General features: G+C 58.8%; 22 protein-coding genes. 10 read left to right on the top strand and 12 right to left on the bottom strand.

Annotated features, from left to right (window positions below; translation table 11 throughout):
• Positions 1–3: 3 nt before the first annotated feature.
• On the bottom strand, positions 4–540 hold the full coding sequence (locus ACN0Q0_RS05075) for a hypothetical protein (RefSeq protein WP_417242284.1): 537 nt from the start codon (positions 538–540) through the stop codon (positions 4–6).
• Positions 541–673: 133 nt separating this feature from the next.
• Between ACN0Q0_RS05075 and pncB the strand changes: the two genes are divergently transcribed.
• The 3 genes from pncB (at position 674) to ACN0Q0_RS05060 (ending at position 2,930) form a co-directional block, all read left to right on the top strand.
• A complete protein-coding gene (gene pncB, locus ACN0Q0_RS05070) occupies positions 674–1,966 on the top strand; it encodes a nicotinate phosphoribosyltransferase (protein WP_417242283.1) in 1,293 nt (430 codons plus the stop codon).
• Positions 1,967–2,048: 82 nt separating this feature from the next.
• Entirely contained in the window at positions 2,049–2,513 is a 465-nt protein-coding gene (locus tag ACN0Q0_RS05065; RefSeq protein WP_417242282.1) for a Panacea domain-containing protein, read from the top strand.
• Between the two features lie 3 nt (positions 2,514–2,516).
• Complete coding sequence (locus ACN0Q0_RS05060) at positions 2,517–2,930, top strand: hypothetical protein (RefSeq protein WP_417242281.1); 414 nt, start codon at positions 2,517–2,519, stop codon at positions 2,928–2,930.
• Here ACN0Q0_RS05060 and arfB read toward each other — a convergent pair.
• The 6 genes from arfB to ACN0Q0_RS05030 form a co-directional block, all read right to left on the bottom strand.
• Positions 2,927–3,343 carry an alternative ribosome rescue aminoacyl-tRNA hydrolase ArfB gene (gene arfB, locus ACN0Q0_RS05055; RefSeq protein ID WP_417242280.1) on the bottom strand — a complete coding sequence of 139 codons (417 nt, stop codon included), beginning with the start codon at positions 3,341–3,343 and terminating at the stop codon, positions 2,927–2,929. The two genes, ACN0Q0_RS05060 and arfB, sit on opposite strands and share 4 nt — an antisense overlap.
• Positions 3,344–3,686: 343 nt before the next feature.
• On the bottom strand, positions 3,687–4,328 hold the full coding sequence (locus ACN0Q0_RS05050; protein ID WP_417242279.1) for a queuosine precursor transporter: 642 nt from the start codon (positions 4,326–4,328) through the stop codon (positions 3,687–3,689).
• A 121-nt stretch (positions 4,329–4,449) separates the two neighbouring features.
• Entirely contained in the window at positions 4,450–5,316 is an 867-nt protein-coding gene (locus ACN0Q0_RS05045) for an esterase-like activity of phytase family protein (RefSeq protein ID WP_417242278.1), read from the bottom strand.
• Positions 5,289–6,203: a penicillin-insensitive murein endopeptidase gene (gene mepA / locus ACN0Q0_RS05040; RefSeq protein WP_417242277.1), complete on the bottom strand. Its 915-nt coding sequence runs from the start codon at positions 6,201–6,203 to the stop codon at positions 5,289–5,291. Before mepA ends, ACN0Q0_RS05045 begins: the two co-directional genes overlap by 28 nt.
• Complete coding sequence (locus tag ACN0Q0_RS05035; RefSeq protein ID WP_417242276.1) at positions 6,203–7,576, bottom strand: MFS transporter; 1,374 nt, start codon at positions 7,574–7,576, stop codon at positions 6,203–6,205. The genes mepA and ACN0Q0_RS05035 overlap by 1 nt, the downstream gene beginning before the upstream one ends.
• 69 nt (positions 7,577–7,645) lie before the next feature.
• Positions 7,646–8,182: an acyl-CoA thioesterase gene (locus ACN0Q0_RS05030; RefSeq protein ID WP_417242275.1), complete on the bottom strand. Its 537-nt coding sequence runs from the start codon at positions 8,180–8,182 to the stop codon at positions 7,646–7,648.
• 133 nt (positions 8,183–8,315) lie between these two features.
• Between ACN0Q0_RS05030 and ACN0Q0_RS05025 the strand changes: the two genes are divergently transcribed.
• On the top strand, positions 8,316–8,603 hold the full coding sequence (locus tag ACN0Q0_RS05025; protein WP_417242274.1) for a YggT family protein: 288 nt from the start codon (positions 8,316–8,318) through the stop codon (positions 8,601–8,603).
• Between the two features lie 94 nt (positions 8,604–8,697).
• Positions 8,698–10,752 carry a DNA helicase RecQ gene (gene recQ / locus ACN0Q0_RS05020; protein WP_417242273.1) on the top strand — a complete coding sequence of 685 codons (2,055 nt, stop codon included), beginning with the start codon at positions 8,698–8,700 and terminating at the stop codon, positions 10,750–10,752.
• Here the strand turns inward: recQ and ACN0Q0_RS05015 are convergent, their stop codons facing one another.
• Together ACN0Q0_RS05015 and ACN0Q0_RS05010 are read right to left on the bottom strand one after the other, a co-directional pair.
• On the bottom strand, positions 10,753–12,999 hold the full coding sequence (locus tag ACN0Q0_RS05015; RefSeq protein ID WP_417242272.1) for an ATP-binding protein: 2,247 nt from the start codon (positions 12,997–12,999) through the stop codon (positions 10,753–10,755).
• Between the two features lie 127 nt (positions 13,000–13,126).
• Positions 13,127–13,867, bottom strand: coding sequence for a metallophosphoesterase family protein (locus tag ACN0Q0_RS05010; protein ID WP_417242271.1), 741 nt, complete (start codon positions 13,865–13,867; stop codon positions 13,127–13,129).
• 150 nt (positions 13,868–14,017) lie between these two features.
• Here ACN0Q0_RS05010 and ACN0Q0_RS05005 point away from each other — a divergent pair, with 150 nt between their 5' ends.
• On the top strand, positions 14,018–14,404 hold the full coding sequence (locus tag ACN0Q0_RS05005) for a hypothetical protein (protein WP_417242270.1): 387 nt from the start codon (positions 14,018–14,020) through the stop codon (positions 14,402–14,404).
• 1 nt (position 14,405) lies between these two features.
• On the opposite strand, the gene serA is transcribed toward ACN0Q0_RS05005, so the two are convergent.
• Positions 14,406–15,998, bottom strand: coding sequence for a phosphoglycerate dehydrogenase (serA, locus tag ACN0Q0_RS05000; RefSeq protein ID WP_417242269.1), 1,593 nt, complete (start codon positions 15,996–15,998; stop codon positions 14,406–14,408).
• Between the two features lie 145 nt (positions 15,999–16,143).
• Entirely contained in the window at positions 16,144–17,286 is a 1,143-nt protein-coding gene (locus tag ACN0Q0_RS04995; protein WP_417242268.1) for a phosphoserine transaminase, read from the bottom strand.
• A gap of 207 nt (positions 17,287–17,493) precedes the next feature.
• Here ACN0Q0_RS04995 and serB point away from each other — a divergent pair, with 207 nt between their 5' ends.
• The gene (serB, locus tag ACN0Q0_RS04990; RefSeq protein ID WP_417242267.1) at positions 17,494–18,378 is read left to right on the top strand and encodes a phosphoserine phosphatase SerB; all 885 of its coding nucleotides are present in this window, start codon (positions 17,494–17,496) and stop codon (positions 18,376–18,378) included.
• Entirely contained in the window at positions 18,378–19,136 is a 759-nt protein-coding gene (locus ACN0Q0_RS04985; RefSeq protein WP_417242451.1) for a TSUP family transporter, read from the top strand. Before serB ends, ACN0Q0_RS04985 begins: the two co-directional genes overlap by 1 nt.
• Before the next feature lie 3 nt (positions 19,137–19,139).
• Here ACN0Q0_RS04985 and ACN0Q0_RS04980 read toward each other — a convergent pair whose 3' ends face one another.
• Positions 19,140–20,141, bottom strand: a complete 1,002-nt coding sequence (locus ACN0Q0_RS04980; protein ID WP_417242266.1) for an asparaginase — start codon at positions 20,139–20,141, stop codon at positions 19,140–19,142.
• A gap of 180 nt (positions 20,142–20,321) precedes the next feature.
• Between ACN0Q0_RS04980 and ACN0Q0_RS04975 the strand changes: the two genes are divergently transcribed.
• Positions 20,322–20,846 carry an invasion associated locus B family protein gene (locus ACN0Q0_RS04975; RefSeq protein ID WP_417242265.1) on the top strand — a complete coding sequence of 175 codons (525 nt, stop codon included), beginning with the start codon at positions 20,322–20,324 and terminating at the stop codon, positions 20,844–20,846.
• A gap of 127 nt (positions 20,847–20,973) precedes the next feature.
• Complete coding sequence (rlmN, locus tag ACN0Q0_RS04970; RefSeq protein ID WP_417242264.1) at positions 20,974–22,161, top strand: 23S rRNA (adenine(2503)-C(2))-methyltransferase RlmN; 1,188 nt, start codon at positions 20,974–20,976, stop codon at positions 22,159–22,161.
• The last annotated feature ends 132 nt before the right edge of the window (positions 22,162–22,293 follow it).

Here is a 22,293-nt window from a genome sequence, read left to right as displayed (position 1 = left end):
GGTCTAATCGACCACCCCCACACCCGTGAACCCGCATTCCTCGGCGGCCTTGAGATAGGCGGCGGTAAAGCCGTTGAGCTGTGCCGCCATCACGGGGCGCCCCGCAACCACAAGATCCATCCGCCCGCTCGCCTGCATCCGTTGCAGCATCCACTGACTGTCGTCATAACGCACCCGCGCCACCGCAAACCCGTATTCGTCGAAATAGGCAAACGGCGTTGCATCGGCCCGCTCGTAGGTGTCGAAAATCACATATCCGGCCATTCCGTCCTGCATTTGGGTCGGAAACCCGCGCGGTGCGGATTCAGTGATCACCACGGACGGGTAGGCATCGGGCGGCCCCACATCGTGGTCCATGAACTCGACAAAGATGCTCGGCTCGCCATCGCCGCCCGAACTGGCAATGCAATACATCAAAAGATCCTCCCCCACGTCGTCGGCGATCACCTCCACACGCCATGATCCGAATTCCCAATACCCCTCCGCAAACGCACCCGTCGCAATCGCAATGGCACTCACCGCCGCATAGAATAATTTCATCGTATTTCCCCAGTGTTGTTTCCCCGCGACCCTAACAGGCAATTTGCGTAAATCCCTTAACAATAGTCGCCCATTGCTTGCCAAACCCCGCATCGCCCTGCTTTAACCGGAGCAATACAAAAAGGGGCCGCCCATGGTCGATATCGCTACCCGTGTCTACAATCACAAATGGAAGATCGACCCGATCGTCCGTTCCCTGATCGACACCGATTTTTACAAACTCCTGATGTGCCAATCGGTGTTTCGCAACAAGCGCGACACACAGGTGACATTCTCGCTCATCAACCGGTCCAAATCGATCCGCATGGCCGACCTGATCGACGAGGGCGAGCTACGCGAACAACTCGATCACGTCCGCTCCCTGTCGCTGTCGCGCGGCGAAAGCACATGGCTGCGCGGCAACACGTTTTACGGCAAGCGCCAGATGTTCCGCCCCGACTTTATGGAATGGTTCGAGAACCTCCGCTTGCCGCCCTACCACCTCGAAAAACGTGACGGCCAGTACGAGCTGACGTTCGAGGGCGCATGGCCCGAAGTCATGCTGTGGGAAATCCCCGCCCTCTCCATCCTGATGGAATTGCGCTCGCGCGCCGTGACGGGCGACATGGGCCGCTTCGAGCTTCAAATCCTCTACGCCCGCGCCATGACCCGCGTGTGGGAAAAGGTCGAACAACTCAAACCGCTCGACGGCCTCAAAATCGCCGACTTCGGCACCCGCCGCCGCCATTCCTACCTCTGGCAGGACTGGTGCGTTCAGGCGATGGGCGAGGGGCTCGGCTCGAAATTCTCCGGCACCTCGAACTGCCTCATCGCGATGAAACGCGACCTCGAGGCGGTCGGCACAAACGCCCACGAATTGCCCATGGTCTACTCGGCCCTCGCGGATGGCGATGACGCTCTGGCCCGTGCGCCCTATGACGTTCTGGCCGACTGGCAGGAGGAGCACGACGGCAACCTGCGCATCATCCTGCCCGACACCTACGGCACACGCGGCTTTCTCGACCGCGCCCCCGACTGGCTTGCGGGATGGACGGGCATCCGCATCGACAGCGGCGATCCGGCAACGGGCGCCGAAGTGGCAATTGACTGGTGGAAATCACGCGGCGAAGACCCGCTGAACAAACTCGTCATCTTCTCCGATGGTCTCGACGTCGACAAAATCGTCGCCCTTCACACCCAGTTCAAAGGCCGCGTGCGCACGTCATTCGGGTGGGGGACACTGCTGACCAACGACTTCCGCGGTCTGGTCCACAACGACGCCCTCGCCCCGTTCTCACTGGTGTGCAAAGCGGTTGAGGCCGACGGAAACCCCACGGTCAAACTGTCGGATAACCCACGCAAAGCGATGGGCCCGAGCGAGGAGATCGCACGGTATAAACGGGTGTTTGGGGTTGGGGAGCAGGAAGTTGAGGAGGTTGTGGTTTAGGTGAAAAGTCACATTCTGGCCTACAGGGATTCACATTTTGTTTTGAAAACCCTATATAGATAGGGAAGGAGAGCAAACTGAAATGCACGACGCAAGGCAAATCGCTAACTGGTACGTCCGCCGAGCTGCGGAAGATGGTCGAACTTTGTCTATCATGCAGTTGCTAAAATTAATCTATATCGCGCACGGCTGGCACCTCGAAATGTTTAAAAGGCCACTGTTTTCTAACAGAATAGAGGCGTGGAAATTCGGGCCTGTTGTCCCTGAGGTTTATGCTGCATTTCGGTCACAAGGAGTGAATGTTAAACGTTCAGTACCGGTAGCCAATGCCGCACTTGATGATAATCAAAAAAAGCTTCTAGATGAAGTTTATTCTATCTATGGTCCTATGGATGCCTTCAGGCTTTCTGACATTACTCATGTAGCTAATGGCCCTTGGGCATTGGCCTCACGAAAAGGGTATTTCGCGGAAATTCCAAATGAACAAATTCAGGCACATTATGAAAAGCTTCGTGAAACCGCCAAATCAGCTCAGGCCGCGTCGTAAACCATGACTGACGATATTTCCTTACCTTTTGGAACTACAGCTGAGGCGGAAGCGGCCGAACGTTCGAATGTGGACTCCCCACCAAATCCAACCTTGGAAACAGAATTTAGACTGCGCAGCGCCCACGTAAAACGCGAAGAGCAAAGAAGTGAGCTTCGTATGAAGGCCTATACGCACGCGGCGGGCGTCGTTTTAGGATTGGCATTCTATGTTGCAGCTGCAGGCTTAGTGTTTGCAACGGGCGGGGGGGAAAACGTCTCAGATGAAGCCCAAATTGCAATTTTCGGCACTCCAGTTGTAGCAATTGCAGCGATTACAATCTTCATCTTAAAGGGTGTGTTTAGCGGGTTTTCCGAGAAAAGCATATCTGAAGACTCTCAAGTATTGAGTACACTGGGAACCAACGGTGGGTCCTAATCCACCCGCCCCCGCAGCTTCTTCACATCGCTCCGCACCTTCTTCGCTTTGATCCGCCGCTCCACGCTTCCGCGGGTCGGTTTCGTCTTCACCCGATACTTGGGCCGTTCCGTCGCTTGTTTGATCAGCGCCACCAATCTCTCTCGGATCAGTTCGCGGTTGCGGACCTGTGATCGGGTTTCGTCGCATTGCATTATGATCGCGCCGTCTTTGGTCCATCGCCGTCCCGCCAGTTTGCGCAGGCGGGTTTTGACGGCGGGGGGCAGGTGTGGGGAGCGTTCGGCCTCGAACCGCAGCTCGACGGCGGACGACACCTTGTTGACGTTTTGGCCCCCCGGACCGGAGGCACGCATAAAGCTTTCCGACAATTCCCAATCGGCGATCTCGATCTGGTCGGTGATGGTCAGCGGCATAAAGGGGGTCCGTGGGGTTGAGGGGCGCAATACCTGACAAAAACAGATGACATACACAAAGCCGACACATAGCAGACGCGGCGCAGACAGGCAAAATCCGCAGGGATTTCAGAGGGGAGATACGAAAAGGGCTGCCTGAAAAGACAGCCCTTCGAGTTCTTAGGAAATGGGCCAGTTAGGTTGCCCAATCGTGAGAGTTCACATTAGGGGGTTGCCCCTAAATGACGGCCCTCTCGACTGTCTTGACCTCATTCACCACTATCACTCTAGACACTGGGCCACCTCCTTTCGATTGATTAAAGATAGGATGATGGTGCCACATATCTGGAATATGGCAAGCTTTTTATGTCCCCCGCGCGATCAACCGCCCAACAATGAGGCGAAACGGCAGGAGCGCGACCAAGGCAATGGCAAGTTTGACACCCCAGTCCGCAACCGCGAGCGACACCCAAAGCGGCGCATCGGGACCGGCGGTCAGGAACGGCACAACGTCCCACGCCCACGAGATTTCCGCGTCCGCATTTGCCCCGAACACGGTAACGGATTGCGAGAACGCGAGGGTGAAAAACAGCACCGTGTCCAACGCCGACCCCACAACCGTAGAGGCCAGAGGCGCCCGCCACCATGCACCGGCGCGCAGACGGTTAAAGACAGCAACATCAATAAGTTGCGCGACGAGAAATCCGGTAGCCGAGGCAACAGCAACGCGGAATGCGACGGCGGGATAGGTGTATCCATCGCCTTGCAACATAATTTGCGTCCCGATCAGCGAACAGGCGATGCCCGTCACAAAACCCGCAAAAATAACCCGACGCGCCGAGGCGACACCGTACACGCGGTTCATCACATCGGTGACGAGAAAGGCAAAGGGATAGGTGAAGGCCCCCCATGTCAGCAGCCCGTCGAGGAGGAGAAACTGAACGAGGATGTTCGAGGCAACCACAATGGCGGCCATGGCAAGGATGCCAGGAAGAATACGTTTCATAATGTGATCCGTTTTTTATCGAAGGTGACGGCAACTCGGCCCCGACCATCGGGGCTTTGGTGATAGCCCGCTACGGGCGTGATGCGGGGATTTAACGCTCACACGCCCACAGATCAAGACGTTATTCGGTGATGCGGTAATCCACAAATTCTGTCACCTGAAAGATTTTGAAATTGTCGTCTGAAATCATAGTGATACGGATCCCACGCGGGTCTTTCCAAACCGCGATCCCTTCGAGGTTGTCATGCACCCCAAGGCCCGTTTCGATCAGGGTGACCTCGTTCGAGAGACCCGTGTCCGACATATCAAACCGGCGCACACGGGAGGAAAACCCGATGCCACGGAACCACCGCTCCAACAGATAGAGCTTGCCGTCCGGCCCCACATCCATGCCAACAGGCAGGTATTCGCCAGAGCGCGGAATGCGGAATATAATGCCGAATGAGCCCCCCCCGTTGCGATACACGGGGAAGGGCGCGGATTTGGACCCCGACCGCTCGGGCAGGGTCAAAAGCCGCCCCTGCGCATCAATCGCAAGCGCTTCTAATCCGGAATTGTTCTGTAACCTGCTGAAATCGGGATGCCCCGGCACGTCCTGCGCCCGCGCGGTCGGTGAGGCATAGGACCAAATGCGGTGCAGGCCCTCAAAGCTCACATAAATCGTCCCGTCCGCCCCAAGCGCCAGACCCTCGGAATCATCCCCGTATCGCGGCAAGTCGTCGGACCTGATCCCTTTAAGCGGGACAATTCCATCGGACAGAACGGCCGTGACGCGGCCATTTGCGTCCCGCGTCAAACGGCCCGTATCAATTGCGCCGCCATCGGAAAGCGCGACATACCTCTCGCCATTCCCGGACAGCTCAAGTCCCGAGAACCCGCCGTGAAGCGGTTGGCTTGTCATCCAGCGAAAACTGCCCAGATACTCCGCATCCTGCGCCGCAAGCGGGGTGGAAAGCGCGATTAGTGCTGCGAGGCTACGGATGAACATTGTGCGGGTAAGGTCGCCATTGTGATGGGAGGTTTCGGTTTGGACGGCGTGGCGTTCGGGTTCGGCGGTGGCGGGTTCAGGATATTATCGACCCAGGTTTGCGCATCGGCGCACCCGTCCCCTGCGGGGGGCGGCGCTTGGTCAACGCATGTGTTGTCGCCTTTGGGGCAGTTCAAACGGACGTGGAAATGATAGTGGTGACCCCACCACGGGCGCACCTTGTTGAGCCACGACCGGTCACCCTTTTCGTCGTTGCACATCTGGACCTTAGCGCCCGGAAAGACGAAAATACGTGCGACACGGGGGTCTTGCGCGGCGGCTTTGATCACGTTGTGGTGCTGCGGGGTCCAGTCGCTATTGACGTAGGCGCCGCCTGCACGCCGCATCGAAATCGACGACAGGTTTTCACGCTCCGTGCGTGACAGGTCCAGACGGTTCGGCGGCAGCATCCAGATATCCGCATCCAGACCGATCTGGTGACTGGCGTGGCCTGACAACATCGGGCCGCCACGCGGTTGACTCATGTCGCCCACATACAACCCCGCCCAACCGGGTTGCTGCGCCGCCTTGCGTGACAGGTCCTGAACGAAATCGACGAGCGTTTCGTGGCCCCAATTGCGGTTGCGCGACAGGCGCATGGCCTGCCATGTCGCACCGGTTTCGGGCAATTGCACTGCCCCGCCGACACAGCCCTTTGCATAGGACCCAAAGGATTCAGAGGCGCCGCCGGAGGGACCGGATTGCGCCCCGAAAACCGATTTCGCAGGACGGTGATCGGATGACGATACGGTCACTGATGCGGGGGCCGTTGCCGTTGAGCGCGGACGATCTCCACCACAGGCGGCCAATCCCGCACAGACGGCCAAACCAAACCAAACAAACCGCATTACTCGACCTCCGCACCTTCCGGGTTAACCCACGCTAACAGGATCAGACCGATGAGGAAAAGGCCAATCAGCGGCGTAATTCCCAAACGTTGTGAGTTTGTGACGTCCGATACAACAGCAATCAACGCCGGCGCAAGGAAGGACGTGGCCTTGCCCGACAGCGCGTAGAGGCCAAAGGCCTCGGTCATGCGCTCGGGGTCGGCCTGTCGGACCATCATCGTGCGCGATGCCGACTGGATCGCACCGCCACAGGCCCCGATCACGCCACCACAGACGTAAAAGGCGATGTCGGGCAGGGCGCTATCTGCACCCACAGAGACAAAGAAAACACTCTCGCGGGTGATCGTCAAAATCGCAGCGCACACGCCCATCAAGATCACGATGCACACAGCGATCACGGTTTTCGGCCCGAACCGCGTGTCCGCCGCCCCACCCAAATAGGCAAAGAGCGTCCCCGTCAACAGGCCCAGAATGCCGAACACACCGACATCGACAACGCTCCACCCAAGTGCGCCGAGCGCGTAAATGCCACCGAACGTGTACACGCCGTTGAGCGCATCGCGGTAAAACATCGACGAGCCAAGATAGGCAAACAGCGATTTGCGCGCGGGTAGGCTTTCAAGTGTTTTGCGCAGATCGCGCAGACCCTGTTTGAACCCGTCGCCGTGGCCGCCCGCCCCGCCTTTGGGTTCGCGTACCCATAGAAAGAACGGGATCATCGAAAGGATAAACCACAGCGCCACGAACGGGCCGACAAACCGCGTGCCTTCGCGGGCGGCGGCGTCGAATCCGAACAGGGGCGGAATCCCGATCAGCGTCACGCCCGAGGCATTTTCCGCAAAACACAACAGCATGACAACGAGCGCGATCAAGCCCCCCACATAGCCCCACGCCCACCCGTTACCGGAGATTTTACCGATCTGCTCGCGCGTGCCTAAATCGGGCAACATGGCATTGGTGAAAATGGTCGTGAACTCCAACCCGATCATGCCCAAGCCAAACAGCACGAGGATCAGAACGGTTGGGAAATCGGTCGGGGAGGCGAGCCAAAGACCGAATGCGCCGACGACATAAAGCAGCGAAAAGACCCTGATCCACGGCATTTTGCGGCCCGTACTATCAGCCACAGCCCCAAGAACCGGCGCAAGAATCGCGATCGTCAGACCCGCCACGCTCAGGCCGTATCCCCAGATGGATTGCGCTTCGGCCTTGGCCATCTCGCTGTCCATACCGCCCGCTGTCAGGGACGCGATCAGCTGTTCGGCAAAGTAGGGACCAAAAATAAAGGTAATGATCAACGTGTGATAGGGCTGTGTGGCCCAATCATACATCATCCAACCCCAAATCCGCTTTTTGTGCGTTGGCACACCCATTCCCCGGCCCCTTTTGTCTGTTTGCACGGATAGAACAGACAAACGGGCGCTAAGGCAATCGAATTGCGATCAATCGCGTGAGGGCGGCCACGGGCGTGTGTTGTCGGCGTCGATCCAGGCCTGCACCCACGCGGGGAATGGCGGGCTTTGCAGGTCAGGCTGAAGCACATCAATGAATTTTTGTGGCGCGACCATTTTGCGCCCGTCCAACACGGCGGCCCGCAACAGGATATGGTTGCAGCACTCGTCTTTGCTGTTCCACATCGACTGTTCCAGATACAAAAACTTGTCGTCATAGCCGACGGTCTTTGTGTACATTTTGACCTTCTGGAACATGGTCACACGCTTGCGGTAGCGCACGGATGCCCCCGCCACAGCAAGACCAAACCCGCCCTCTTTCGCCGCCTCGCGCGAGCCGTCGCGCATGAAACGGCCTACGCGCCCCATGTCAAACAGCGTCAAGGTGCGACCGTTGTTGAGCTCCATCCACAGATCAATATCCCACGGCCAGCAGATATGCTCGGACACGTGGGTCTCAAAGGGGGTGAGTTTCGGCATGCGACGCGCACGTGCCATGTGATAAAAGGCGCGGATAAATGGATACATGGCTGCACCCTTGCCGCACTGCGGCGCGCCGTCAACCGCGACGTTGCGACAAAGTTGAAACACCACGCACCTTGCGCAGCCCCGCCCGAGCCCTTAGATATTTCCGAAACCTGAAACCGAAGGCGCGCCCCTAATGATCTCTCTCATCCAAATCCTGCTTATGATCCTCGGCATCGTAAAGTTCGTCATGATCGTGCATATCATCATGAGTTGGCTCATCACGTTTCAGGTGCTCAACATGCGTCAACCGATGGTCGCGCAAATCTGGGACGGCCTGTCGCGTCTTCTGGAGCCGATCTACGGCCCGATCCGTCGCCGCTTGCCCGCCATGAACGGCATGGACCTCGCGCCCCTGATTGCCTTTATCGCGATCTACGCGATCGAGATCATCATTCAGAACAACGCCTACCGCTTCCTCTGATCCCGAGCCGTTGATTTACCACAAGTGGGCGAATGCCCCTTGAGGCCCTGGCGTACCCGTGCGATTCTGCTCGCAATCAAAAAGAGCAGTATCCATGGCATCCGACACCTCGCAGGCCCTTTCCCTCCTGTCATCCGTATTCGGATTTGACGCCTTCCGCCCCGGTCAGGCGGAGATCGTGGATGCCGTTGCGGATGGCAAAAACGTTCTCGCGATCATGCCGACGGGTGGGGGGAAATCCCTGTGCTTTCAATTGCCCGCACTGTGCCGTGACGGTCTGACGGTTGTGATCTCGCCGCTCATCGCATTGATGCGCGATCAGGTGCAAGCGCTGCGTGCGGCGGGTGTGGAGGCGGGTGCGCTGACCTCTGGCAACACCGATGAGGAAACCGACGCGGTGTTCGCCGCCCTCAACGAGGGACGTCTCAAACTATTATATATGGCGCCCGAACGCCTTGCCTCCGGCGGAACGCTCCCGATGCTGCGCCGCGCAAATGTGTCGTTCATCGCGGTGGACGAGGCGCATTGTGTGAGCCAATGGGGCCACGATTTCCGCCCGGACTACCTGCGCATCGGTGATCTGCGTCGTGTTCTGGGCGTGCCTCTGGCCGCCTTTACCGCCACCGCCGACGAGGAAACCCGCGCCGAAATCGTCACACGCCTGTTCGAGGGCAAACAGCCCGAAACCTTCCTGCGCGGATTTGATCGCCCCAACATCCACCTCGCCTTTGCCGTCAAGGATGGCCCGCGCCGTCAAATTCTGGATTTCGCCGCCGCCCGCAAAGGCCAGTCGGGCATCGTCTATTGCGGCACCCGCGCCAAAACCGAAAGCCTTGCAAAGGCGCTCACGGATGCGGGCCACCTGTCACTGGCGTATCACGGCGGCATGGATCCCGACCACCGCCGCGAGGTCGAGCGCCGGTTTCAACAAGAGGACGAATTGATCGTCGTGGCCACGGTTGCCTTTGGCATGGGGATCGACAAACCCGACATCCGGTGGGTCGCCCACGCCGACCTGCCCAAATCCGTCGAGGGCTATTATCAGGAAATCGGTCGCGCGGGCCGCGATGGTGCGCCGGCCGAAACGCTCACCCTGTTCGGCCCCGACGACATCCGGTTCCGCCGCAGCCAGATCGACGAAAGCCCCGCGCCCTCGGAACGCCGCACCGCCGACCATACCCGCCTCAACGCGCTGCTTGGCATCGCCGAAGCACAGGTGTGCCGCCGTCAGAACCTGTTGTCGTATTTCGGCGAGACATCCGCACCCTGCGGTGCCTGCGATCTGTGTGACACCCCGCCCGACCTCTTTGACGGGACACAGGCCGTGCGCAAGGCCCTATCGGCTGTTTTGCGCTGTGACGAGGGCTTTGGCGCAGGTCATTTGATCGACGTCCTGATGGGCAAGATGACCGAAAAAACCAAACAGTGGAATCACGACCAACTCAGCGTGTTCGGCATCGGCAAAGAGTACGACAAACGGCAATGGAACGCGGTGTTTCGCCAGATGATGGGGGTCGATCTGGTGCGCCCGAACCCCGACCGGCATGGCGCGCTCTACATGACCGAACCCGCCGTGCCAATCCTCAAGGGCGAGGCCGAAATCACGCTGCGCCGCGATACAATTGTGCGGGCCAGAAAAAATGGCCCCGTGGTCCGCTCGCTTGTCTCCGAAGAAGACGCGCCATTGTTGTCGGCCCTCAAGGCCAAACGCCGCGCATTGGCCGAAGACGCCCGCGTCCCCGCCTATGTGGTGTTCGCGGACCGCACCCTGATCGAGATGGCCGAAAAACGGCCCCGAACCCTTGACGAGATGGCACGGGTCGGCGGCGTCGGGGCAAAGAAACTCGAACGCTACGGCGCGCTGTTTTTGTCGGTGATCCTTGGGGCCAACGCGCCCGACACCCATCCCGCACGCCGCAAATTGGCAACCGCGGGCGGGGGCGATTTGTTCGATGTGCTGCAAGAGATCCAAACGCAACTGTCCCGTGGCGATTGCGGCACGCTCAAACCCGTCACCCTGACCTCCGCACAGATCGCCCGTGTGGTCAAACAGCGCCCGCGCGACCTTGATGCGATGGTGCGTCTGTTGGGCGAACGCCCCGCCGAACGATTTGGCGCGGCGTTTCTGGATGCGATTTCCGCGGCCTGATCACACCCCCCCGTGTGCGGCATCGGCCATCGCCACACGAACCGCCGCATCCACCTGCGAAGGGGTGTCATCCATCGGGGCGACAGGTTTACACTCGGCGGGATGCTCCATCAAAATACGATCAATGATGGCAGCTTTGCGCAGGGGTTTCGTCATGTAATGATCCAACCCGTGCGAGAGGATTTCCTCCTCGTCACCGGCCATCGCATGCGCGGTCATTGCAACCACGGGAACATGGCGACCTGTTGCGGCCTCGATGTGACGGATGGTGCGCGTGGCCTCTTTCCCGTCCACTTCGGGCATGGAAATATCCATGAACACGAGGTCGGGATCAAAGCTCCGGTACAGATCAATGGCCTCTTGGCCGTTGTTGGCAAACACCAATTCGATGTCGAGTGCCTTGATCATTTTGCCAAAGACCAGTTGGTTGGTTTTGTTGTCCTCGGCCGCAAGGATCCGCATCCGGCGCGGACCCGCCTTTGGGCCTACGTCGGCCTTGGCGCTGTCCACGGGATCCGGCACGACAGGCGCGGTGATTTCCACAGGTTCCAACGCCGTCAGAGCGCGACACAGATCGGTGCGCAAAAGCGGGCGATGCACAATCTGTGCGCCGGGGATATCCGGCACCTTTGCACCCAACCCCGCCGCCATGAGCAAAAACCCGGCTTTGACACCTGCGCCCTTCAGGCCCGTGATAAAGCTGTCGATTTCGGTATCTTTGAGGCGCTGACTGATGAGGTAGACCTGCGCAGGGATCGGGTTCGCGAGCGCCGCGTCCGCATCCGCAAACACTGTGGCCTTGATCCCCAATGCCGCCAGTTGCTTGGCCAGAATGTCGGCATGCGCGGCGACATTCTCCACAACAGCGATTTCCCTGATCCACGCGGGGGCGCGATTTTCGGCGCTTTCTCCGGCCACATCCATCGACAAACAAAAGCCGAAACAGGACCCTTCGCCCTCGATGCTATCGACCCAGATATCGCCATCCATCAACGAGACCAGTTCACGCGTGATGGCAAGCCCGAGGCCGGTCCCTTCGAATTTGCGGTTCCGTTCGTCCTCAACCTGATTGAACTCGCCAAAGATATGTCCCTCGAACCCGCTCGGAATGCCGATGCCGGTGTCCTCCACCGAGATGTGAACACGTTGCGACACGCCACCCTTTTCAGGCACCCCGACAACCCGCACGATCACGTGGCCTTCGTGGGTGAATTTCACCGCATTGCCAATCAGGTTCGTCAGAACCTGACGCACGCGCCCGGGGTCACCGACAAAGCGGGTGGGCAGGAACATGTCATAATCAATAATCAACGACAGGCCCTTGGGCGCCGCATTGGGTTGCAGCAAAACAAGCACGTCGTGGATGCACTGTTCGAGGTCGAACACCTCCGGATGCAACGACAGTTTCGAGGCCTCGATTTTGGAATAATCGAGCACATCATTAATCATATTGAGAAGCGCCGCGCCGCTGTTCTTGATCGTTTCCACAAAGAGCATCTGCTCTTCGTCGAGGCCGGTTTCAGCCAACAGATCGGCCATGCCGACCATGCCGTTCATGGGGGTGCGGATCTCGTGGCTCATGTTGGCGAGGAATGCGGATTTCGCACGGTTCGCACTTTCCGCTTTGTACCGCGCCTTTTTAAGCCGCTCTTCGTAGCGGATCGTTCCGGTGATGTTCAGGCCCAAGGAAACCATATCACCGTCACGCGAACGCCGGTCGACCATTTTAACGTACTGGTTGTTCCAAAGGCGCACAGTTTGGGGTTCGCGCGAGGCCGCCCGCCACCGCGTCACCGCCGCCTCGACATAGGCATCGCGCGACAGGGTTCCGATGTCGATAATGCCCTCTTCGACCGCTATCCGCACGATGTCGGTGTAGGAAATCCCCGGTTGGACGTCTTCGAGATTGTCAAAGACACGCAGGTAGGCGGAGTTGGCGGCAATCATCGTGTCGGAGGGGTCGAACACGGCGAACCCGTCCTGAATGGTTTCCAACGAATCCCACAGGCGGCGCTCTGCGATCACAATGGCCGTGTTGGCTTTGTCCAGATCCTCGCGGGTGCGGGAATTTTCGACCTTGAGGTATTCGGCCTCTTCGCGCTTTTCGATGATCTCGCCCGACAGGGACAGCGCATGTTTGGACAGCTTTCGATTGGCCGTATAAAGCTCGGCCTGCTTCAACTCCAACAACCGTTCCGCCGCCAACCGGGCGCGCCGCTCATGTGCAAGCGTATCGGAATGTTCCATCGTGTGACCTCTTTTGTCCCTCGCCCGATATTCTACGGGCTTTGGTCTAAAATCAGAGATCAGAGTGAAAAATTGCTTAACCGAATAGGGAAAATTTCTCGAAAACCGTTCGGGATCGGGTTTTGGCCTACGCTTTGATATGTTCGAGCGGCACGCGACCCGTTGCGGTGACCACTTCTTCGTGACCGTTTTCGATCACCAGTGTCGTCATCGGGTGGCCGTATCCCGCGCCCGTATCGATGTCGATGCGGTTGCCGAAATGCGATGGCGCGTCAATGGCCGTATGGCCGTGGACCACCGTGAACGGCAGCTGTCCGTGAAAATCGAGCCATCCTTCGCGAATCCAGATGAGGTCATCCTCGTCCTGGTCCTCCAAGGCACGCTTGGGGTCGATCCCTGCATGAACGAACAAATAGCCCTCCCACTGATACGTCAGCGGAAGCGTCTCCAGAAAGGTCAGATGATCCTCAGGCACGGCCTTTTTCGCCCGCATATGGGCCACCTCGAACGCCCCGTCCTCGGACGCAACCCCGTAGGAGGCAAGCGTGGTTTGCCCACCCAGACGCGGGTCGAGCCATGACAGGCCCGATTTGATCCGGTCATCGTGGGCAATGCCGAACCGGGCAAAGCGCGTGAACATGCGGTCGTGATTGCCACGGATCAACACCCACGGCGCCCCGCGTTCAACACCGTCCTTGAGGTATTGAATGACGCCCCGACTGTCAGGGCCACGATCCGTGTAATCGCCAAGGTGAACGATCTGCGCATCCGCATCCCCGACCCGCGCCTTGTCCGCCTCGATCCGCGCATGGGCGGCTTTGAGCATGTCGAGTTGTCCGTGAATATCGCCGATCGCGTAAATGCGCATAATATGTCCTTTGATCCGTCATGCGGATGACTGCATCCGCCCGTAACACTACTATGGTTTTCTGGAGCGGAATGGAAAGGTGGGGCGACAAAATTATTGGATCAATTTAGAAAGTGGGCCCAAACAAGCGTCATCGTCATCGGCGCGGTTATGGCCCTGATGACCTATCGCCGTGACGCCAAACTGTACCGCTCCGAATGGCTCTACCGCCTCTACCAACAGTTCTACGAAAACGATCGCTTTGACCCTGTGCGCCGGATCCTCGACTACGAACCCGAGGACGAGATCCGCCAACTGTCCACCGATATCGACAACATGGATGGCACCGACATGGCGCGGCAGTTGTGCGATCACTCGACCCACGTGGGCGCCGCGACAATGCAGGGGTGCCTCTATAGGCCCGGCTATTATCCGGGCGCCAAGGACAGCACCCCCCACAAATATCGTGCATGGCGACCTGTTCTGCCTTGGCGAAAAGGCCGCAACGAAAAAGGCCGCCCCGATCGGGCGGCCTTCTCATTCTCAATCGCGTGTTGATTTACGCTTTGAAGTGCAATGGGCGGACGTGTTGGAACAGCCCGCTGTCTTTGAGCGCCTTCACTGTCGTGGCTTTGATCGGTGTGTCGAGGAAGGTCACAGCGATGGCATCGCCGCCCGGTGCCGCACGGCCCAAGGTGAAGTTGGCGATGTTTTCATCGTGCTCGGCCAGAAGCGTGCCGAGTTTCCCAAGGATACCGGGAACGTCCTGGTTGGTGGTGTAGAGCATGTGCTCGCCCACTTCGGAGTCGATGGTGATGCCTTTGATCTGGATGAACCGTGGCTTGCCGTCCGAGAACACTGTCCCCGCAATGGTGCGGTATTTTTCAACAGTCTGGATGTCGAGCTTGATATAGCCGTCAAACGTACCTGTTGCGTCCTGGGTGGTTTTGGAAATCTGGATGCCGCGCTCTTTGGCGATCACAGGTGCGGACACCATGTTCACGTCAGGGTTAGAGGCCTGCATGATGCCCGCAACAACCGCGGCTTCAAGCGCTTTGAGGTTCATCTCGGCGGCCACACCGTCGAATGTGACGTTGATTTCCTTGATCGCTTCATCGGTAACCTGACCGATAAAGGAACCGAGGTTCTCCGCCAAAGTAACCCATGGGCCCATGATCTTGGCTTCTTCGGCGGTCATGGACGGCATGTTGAGCGCGTTCTCGACAGCGCCGTCGAGCAGGTAGTTGGACATTTGCTCGGCCACTTGCAGCGCCACGTTTTCCTGAGCTTCCGAGGTGGACGCACCAAGGTGCGGTGTGCAGACAACATTCGGCAGACCGAACAACACGTTTTCTGTCGCAGGCTCAACAGCGAACACGTCAAGAGCGGCCCCCGCGACGTGACCCGATTTGAGCAATTCGGCCAAGGCCTCTTCGTCGATCAGACCACCGCGCGCACAGTTGACAATGCGCACGCCTTTTTTGGTTTTGGCCAGATTTTCAGCCGACAGGATGTTGCGGGTGCTGTCGGTCAACGGCACGTGCAGCGTGATGAAGTCGGCGCGGGCCAGAAGCACATCAAGCTCGACTTTCTCGACACCCATTTCAATGGCGCGTTCTTCGGACAGATAGGGATCGTAGGCGATCACTTTCATTTTCAGGCCACGCGCACGGTCGCACACGATGCCGCCGATGTTGCCCGCGCCGATCACGCCGAGCGTTTTCGCGGTCAGCTCGACCCCCATGAATTTGGATTTCTCCCACTTGCCGGCGTGCGTGGATGCGGACGCTTCGGGGATTTGACGGGCAACGGCGAACATCATCGCGATGGCGTGCTCGGCTGTGGTGATCATGTTGCCGAATGGCGTGTTCATGACGATCACGCCTTTTTTCGACGAGGCTTCCTTGTCGACGTTGTCGGTGCCGATACCTGCGCGTGCCACAACTTTGAGGTTGGTGGCATGTTCAAGCAAAGCGGCGGTGACTTTGGTTGCGGACCGGATTGCAAGACCGTCGTATTTGCCGATCACGGCGGCAAGCGCGTCTTTGTCTTTACCAAGCGATGGTTCGAAATCAACCTCGATGCCACGGTCGCGGAAAATCTGGACGGCGGTTTCGGACAGGCTGTCGGATACGAGTACTTTGGGGGCCATTGGCACACTCCTTGGATCGAATGAATTTGGATTGGGAAGGTCGCGGGCGCTACCGCCCGCGAAAATATCCGGATGCAACGCCCGCGTCAGGCTGACCGTTTGCCCGACAAAAGTCCGACAGAAAGCCGACGCGGGGCCGACACCCCTATTGGGCGGCGATTTCGGCCTCGAACGCCCAGTTCAACCAAGGCATCAATGCCTCGATATCGGACGTTTCAACCGTGGAGCCACACCAGATCCGAAGACCCGCAGGAGCATCGCGGTAGGCGCCGATATCGAGCGCGACACCTTCGGCCTCAAGACGTTTTGCAACGGCTTTGGCGAACACGGCACCGTCGGTGATACGCGCGTCGGTGAACTTGAGACAAACCGATGTGTTCGACCGGATCGCAGGATCATCCGCAAGGAATTCGATCCAGTCATGCGCGTCAACAAAGGCAGAAATCACAGCCGTATTGGCATCAGCGCGGGCAATCATACCTTTGAGGCCACCGATGGATTTCGCCCACTCGAGAGCCACGAGGTAATCCTCGACCGCCAACATGGAAGGCGTGTTGATGGTCTCGCCTTTGAAAATACCGTCGATGAGTTTGCCGCCTTTGGTCATGCGGAAAATCTTTGGCAGAGGCCATGCGGGCGTGTAGTTTTCAAGGCGCTCGACGGCACGCGGGGACAGCACGATGATGCCGTGTGCCGCTTCGCCGCCAAGGACTTTTTGCCACGAGAAGGTGGTCACGTCGAGTTTGTCCCACGGCAGGTCCATCGCAAACGCCGCGGAGGTGGCGTCACAGATGGTCAGACCCTCGCGGTCGGCGGGGATTTTGTCACCGTTCGGGACGCGCACGCCAGAGGTGGTGCCGTTCCATGTGAACACAACGTCGGTGTTGAAATCCACGTCGGCAAAATCAACGATCTGACCGTAGTCAGCGGTTTTGACCTCGGCGTCGATCTTGAGCTGTTTCACGACATCCGTGACCCAACCGGAACCGAAAGATTCCCATGCCACCATGGTTGCTTTGCGCGCACCCAGAAGCGACCACATGGCCATTTCGACCGCGCCCGTATCAGAGCCGGGAACGATGCCGATTTTGTAGTCTGCGGGGATGCCCAGAATATCGCGGGTCGTCTCGATGGCGGCCAAAAGCTTGGATTTGCCAACAGCTGCACGGTGTGAGCGGCCAAGAGGCGCATCAGACAGCAGATCGAGCGAAAATGTAGGGATTTTGGCACAGGGGCCGGACGAAAAACGCGGGTTAGCCGGCCGCGTGGCCGGAGCTTGAATAGCCATTGCTGGTATCCTTCCAGATATAAGCCTCTCGTTGGGGAGAGGTGTCCCGCCGCCGCATTTATGCTCTTTGCGGGTATCTGGCAATGACTTCTTCGCGCGGATGGCAAAATAGTTGCCCATTGGTAAGTGCGCTATTAACAGGGGGGGGCAACGCCATGCCTGTGCCGTGATCGCAGCCCCCTATGCCCCTTCGGAGACCTTGCCCCTATGTATGCCGTCACCCTTTTGACCGACCCCGCCAACCCGTCCTTGTCGCGCGAAGCGGTCGAATCGCTGCGCAATGCGTGGGGCGGTGGCGATGCGCAATGGCTCGCCACGGGAGAGGCCGCCGAGTTTCCCGTCACCGACATGCCGCTCAACCGGTGGGACGTGTGGGAAGCGCTGCAAACCCAAGGGATCGACCTGATCGTTTTGCCCGCAGAGGGGCGGCGCAAAAAGATGTTGCTGGCCGACATGGACAGCACAATGATTGAACAGGAATGCATTGACGAACTGGCCGATGTGGCGGGCGTGGGCGATCACGTCAAGGCAATCACGGCCAAGGCCATGAACGGCGAACTGGATTTCGACGGGGCGCTGACAGAACGCGTGGGCCTGCTCAAAGACTTGCCCGAAACCGTGATCCAACAGGTCATCACCGAGCGCATTACCGTTATGCCCGGTGGGCGTGAATTGCTTGCCACGATGAAGGCGCACGGCGCCTACGCCGCACTCGTGTCGGGGGGGTTCACCGCCTTCACCGGCTATGTCGCCGAAGCGCTCGGGTTTGATGAGAACCGCGCCAACACGCTGTTGGTCGAGGACGGCAAACTCGTCGGCAAACCGGGCCTGCCGATCTTGGGTCGCGAGGCGAAAGTCACCGCCCTCAAAGAGATCACCGCCCGCCTTGGCCTGTCCCACGATGACGTGATGGCAGTGGGGGACGGGGCCAACGATCTGGGCATGCTCGGGATTGCGGGCGCGGGCGTGGCACTGCACGCGAAACCCTCCGTTGCCGCCGAATGCGACATCCGCATCAACCACGGCGACCTGACCGCATTGCTCTATATCCAAGGCTACGCCAAAGACGAATTCGTAGGCACATCCGCATGATGTTCGAGGTCTCCGGCGACCTGTTATTTATTCTGATCGCTGCCGCCTTTGCCGCGGGGTTCATCGACTCCATCGCGGGTGGGGGCGGGTTGATCACCGTGCCTGCCTTGATGCTCGCGGGCATTCCCCCCGTCACGGCCCTCGCCACGAACAAGGTTCAGGCGTTGTTCGGGTCGGGCATGGCGGCGGTCAACTACGCGCGGGCGGGTTACGTGGATGTGCGCCGCCAATGGGTCGCCGCGCTGATCTCATTTGCCGGCGCCCTGATCGGCGCTTTGTTTGCGTCATCGCTTCCCACCGATGTGATCCGCTTGGGCTTGCCTGTGTTGCTCATCGGCGTGGCATTGTTTTTCGCATTCAAAAAGGGGCTTGATGATGTGGACCGCGTGCAACGCATCACGCCGCTGTTGTTTACAGTCGCCTTTGTGCCGCTGATCGGGTTTTACGATGGCCTCATCGGTCCCGGGACAGGCGCGTTTTTCATGATCGGGTTTGTCACCCTCGCGGGCTACGGCATCCTGAAGGCCACCGCCCACACCAAGCTCCTCAACTTTGCCTCCAACGTCGGGGGGCTCACGGGGTTCTTGTTGGTGGCCAAGCCGTTCTGGATGCTTGGCTTGGCGATGGGGGCGGCACAGGTTGCGGGGGCCTACGTCGGCTCGACGCTTGCCTCCCGCATCGGGGCGAAACTCATCCGTCCCGTGTTGGTCGTGGTCTCGACCATTCTCGCGTTGAAACTACTTTGGGATCTGGTCTAACGGTCAGACGGGAAAGCCCGCCGCAAGTTTGATCTCGCCCGTGACAAGACCCGCAAAGTTTTTGATCTCCGGATTGAGATATTTGCGAACGACCGGATCATTGGCATCGAGAGCACCCAATTTCACCAACAGCCCCGCAATCACACATTCCGAGGCACGGGTGGCCCCATCGGTGATTTTGAGAGCCACACCCAAGCCTTTCTCCGGCAAAATCGCGGTAAACACCCCTTCGGCGCCGGTTTTGATCGTCACTTTGCCTTTGGCGGCACGCATCAGTTCGGTACAGGCCCGCCCCTCACCCGCAACCAGATCGGGATGGGTGCGCATGACCTGGTGCAGACGCAATGCCGCCTGCGACAAGGCATCACCATCCTCGCGCGCCCCCGCAAAGTAGCCCATCGCCCGACCAAGTCCGCGCATGGACGTGGCAAAGTTGGGCGCCGAACATCCGTCGATCCCGAACCCCGGCGACGTTTCCCCTGTCACCGTCTCAAAGGCCTCCAACGCGGCCTTTTGCACGGGATGGTCGGGATGCACATAATCAGGCCCCGCACCGAGGTGTTTGGTCAGGGTCAGAAAGCCGCAATGCTTGCCCGAGCAGTTGTTGTGGACACGGCACGGGGTTTCATCGGCCTTGATCAAGGCACGGCGGGACTGTTTGCCCATCGGCTCCTGAATGCCACAAATCAGATCATCATCGGACAGGTCCAACGCACCAAGCCATGCCCGCGCTTTGTCGGTATGGATCTTGTCGCCATTGTGCGACGCACACGAAAACGCCAGTTGATCAACCGTCAGCCCCGCCGCATCCGCAGCGCCCGATGCCACAAGAGGCAAGGCCTGGATCATCTTGACCGCCGAGCGTGGCAGGATCACGGTGTCCAGATCGCCCCACCCGTCGATTACCTCTCCGGCGGCATTACACACCACGGCAAGGCCCGTATGGCGGCTCTCGGCCACGGGTCCACGCCAGACATCCACCATCTCCACAACACGGTCTGTCATCTCAAATCTCTCCAAATCACGTTTCAGCGAATTTCTGCCAACAGGTCTTTCCCAATTTGACCGTTATACGTTACTGTGCAAATTGAGTTTGTAACGGGTCCACCACGCACTAAACCGCAGCTAAAGACAGCGGAGGCGTAAAGGTAACGGGCCGAGATAGCTAGAGGCAGCGAAAAATCAATGTTCCAATCCCTTAAGAAAATCGTCCTTGGTGCCGTGTTTGCAATGGCTGCAACAGCCGCATTTGCACAAGAGAGCAGCAATCAGGTGGCGTCCAACACCGACTGGTACGTGTTCCAAGAGGGATCACAATGTTGGGCCGTCTCGAAACCCAAAGAGACCGTGAATACCGATAGCTCGGGCCGCATCAAATCCGTGCGCCGCGGTGAAATCCTTATGTTTGTGTCCTACGCTCCCTCGAACGGGATCAAAGGTCAGGTGTCCTTTGCGGGCGGATATCCGTTTGCCGGCGGCTCCGAAGTGACACTGGAAATCGGCGGGACAAATTTTGCGCTCTTCACCGAGAACGAAACCGCATGGGCCGTAACACCCGAGGATGACGCGAAAATCGTTGCCGCAATGAAACGCGGCGCCGCCGCAACCCTGTCGGGGCATTCGGCACGCGGCACCTACACCAAAGACACTTTTTCGCTTTTGGGCTTTACCGCCTCGGTTGAAGATGCCGCGAAACGCTGTGGCGGCTAAGCCCGCACGGTGACACGCACCCCATTCGGGCCTCGCTGTAACGGCGGGGCCTTTTTGCGACGGGTTCCTTTGGGCGAAAGAATCCTATAGGAACCGCAGCCAGTTCACCTCGACAAAGAGATATATCATGGAACCCAGCGCACCCATCACGCAGGACGTTTTGACCATTCCGCGCAAAGACGGCGACGGCAGCACAGGCAAAATCAACCTTGTCGGTCTGACGCGCAGCCAAATTCGCGATCTCCTGATCGAACATGGCACGCCCGAAAAACAGGCCAAAATGCGCGTGGGTCAGATCTGGCAATGGATCTACCAATGGGGTGTGCGTGACTTTGACGACATGACGAACTTGTCAAAGGCACTGCGCACAGAGCTTTCCGGGTCCTTTGAGGTGCGCATTCCCGAAGTGATCTCCAAACAGGTCTCCGATGACGGCACCCGTAAATATCTCGTGCGCATCAATGGCGGTCACGAGGTTGAGGTGGTCTACATCCCCGAGGAGAGCCGCGGCACGCTGTGCATCTCATCGCAAGTTGGCTGTACGCTCACCTGTTCGTTCTGTCACACAGGCACCCAGAAACTGGTACGCAACCTCACCCCCGCCGAAATTGTCGGACAGGTGATGATGGCGCGGGACGACCTTGGCGAGTGGCCCGAAAAAGGGTCGCACAACGAGGGCGAGGCCCGTTTGCTGTCCAACGTTGTATTGATGGGCATGGGTGAGCCGCTCTACAATTTCGAGAACGTGCGCGACGCGATGAAGATCGTCATGGATGGCGAGGGCATCGCCCTTGGCCGTCGTCGCATTACACTGTCGACCTCCGGCGTTGTCCCCGAAATCCACCGCACCGCGAAAGAGATCGGATGCCTGTTGGCCGTGTCGTTCCACGCGACCGAGGATGACACCCGCGACAGGTTGGTGCCGATCAACAAGCGTTGGAACATCGAGGCCCTGTTGGAGGCGCTGCGCGAATATCCCAAGGCATCCAATTCCGAGCGGATCACCTTTGAGTACGTGATGCTCAATGGCGTCAATGACAGCGACGAAGATGCGCACCGTTTGGTGAAACTGCTCGACGGCATTCCGTCAAAGGTAAACCTGATCCCGTTCAACGAATGGCCCGGCGCACCCTACACGCGTTCATCCAACAACCGCATCCATGCCTTTGCACGGATTTTGATGGCTGCGGGCTATGCCTCGCCTATCCGTACCCCGCGCGGCGAGGACATCATGGCGGCCTGTGGACAGCTCAAATCGGCCACCGAGCGCGCCCGTAAATCCCGCGCCCAGATCGAAGCGGAAAGCGGCAGTTAAGAGCCCCTTAGGATCTCGGTAACGGCGCTTTAACCACGCGGGTCCATCCTACCCGTATGGAATCGCAACAGATCAGAATCGGGAACAACAGAAGGCCGCGCCATGCCCGGGCGACAGACGCCACAGGTGTCT

The sequence above is a fragment of the Celeribacter sp. genome, assembly GCF_048259695.1.
Taxonomy (GTDB): Bacteria; Pseudomonadota; Alphaproteobacteria; order Rhodobacterales; family Rhodobacteraceae; genus Celeribacter.
The sequence above is the reverse complement of the archived record's forward strand: the minus strand, read 5'-3'. Positions and strand labels throughout refer to the sequence as shown.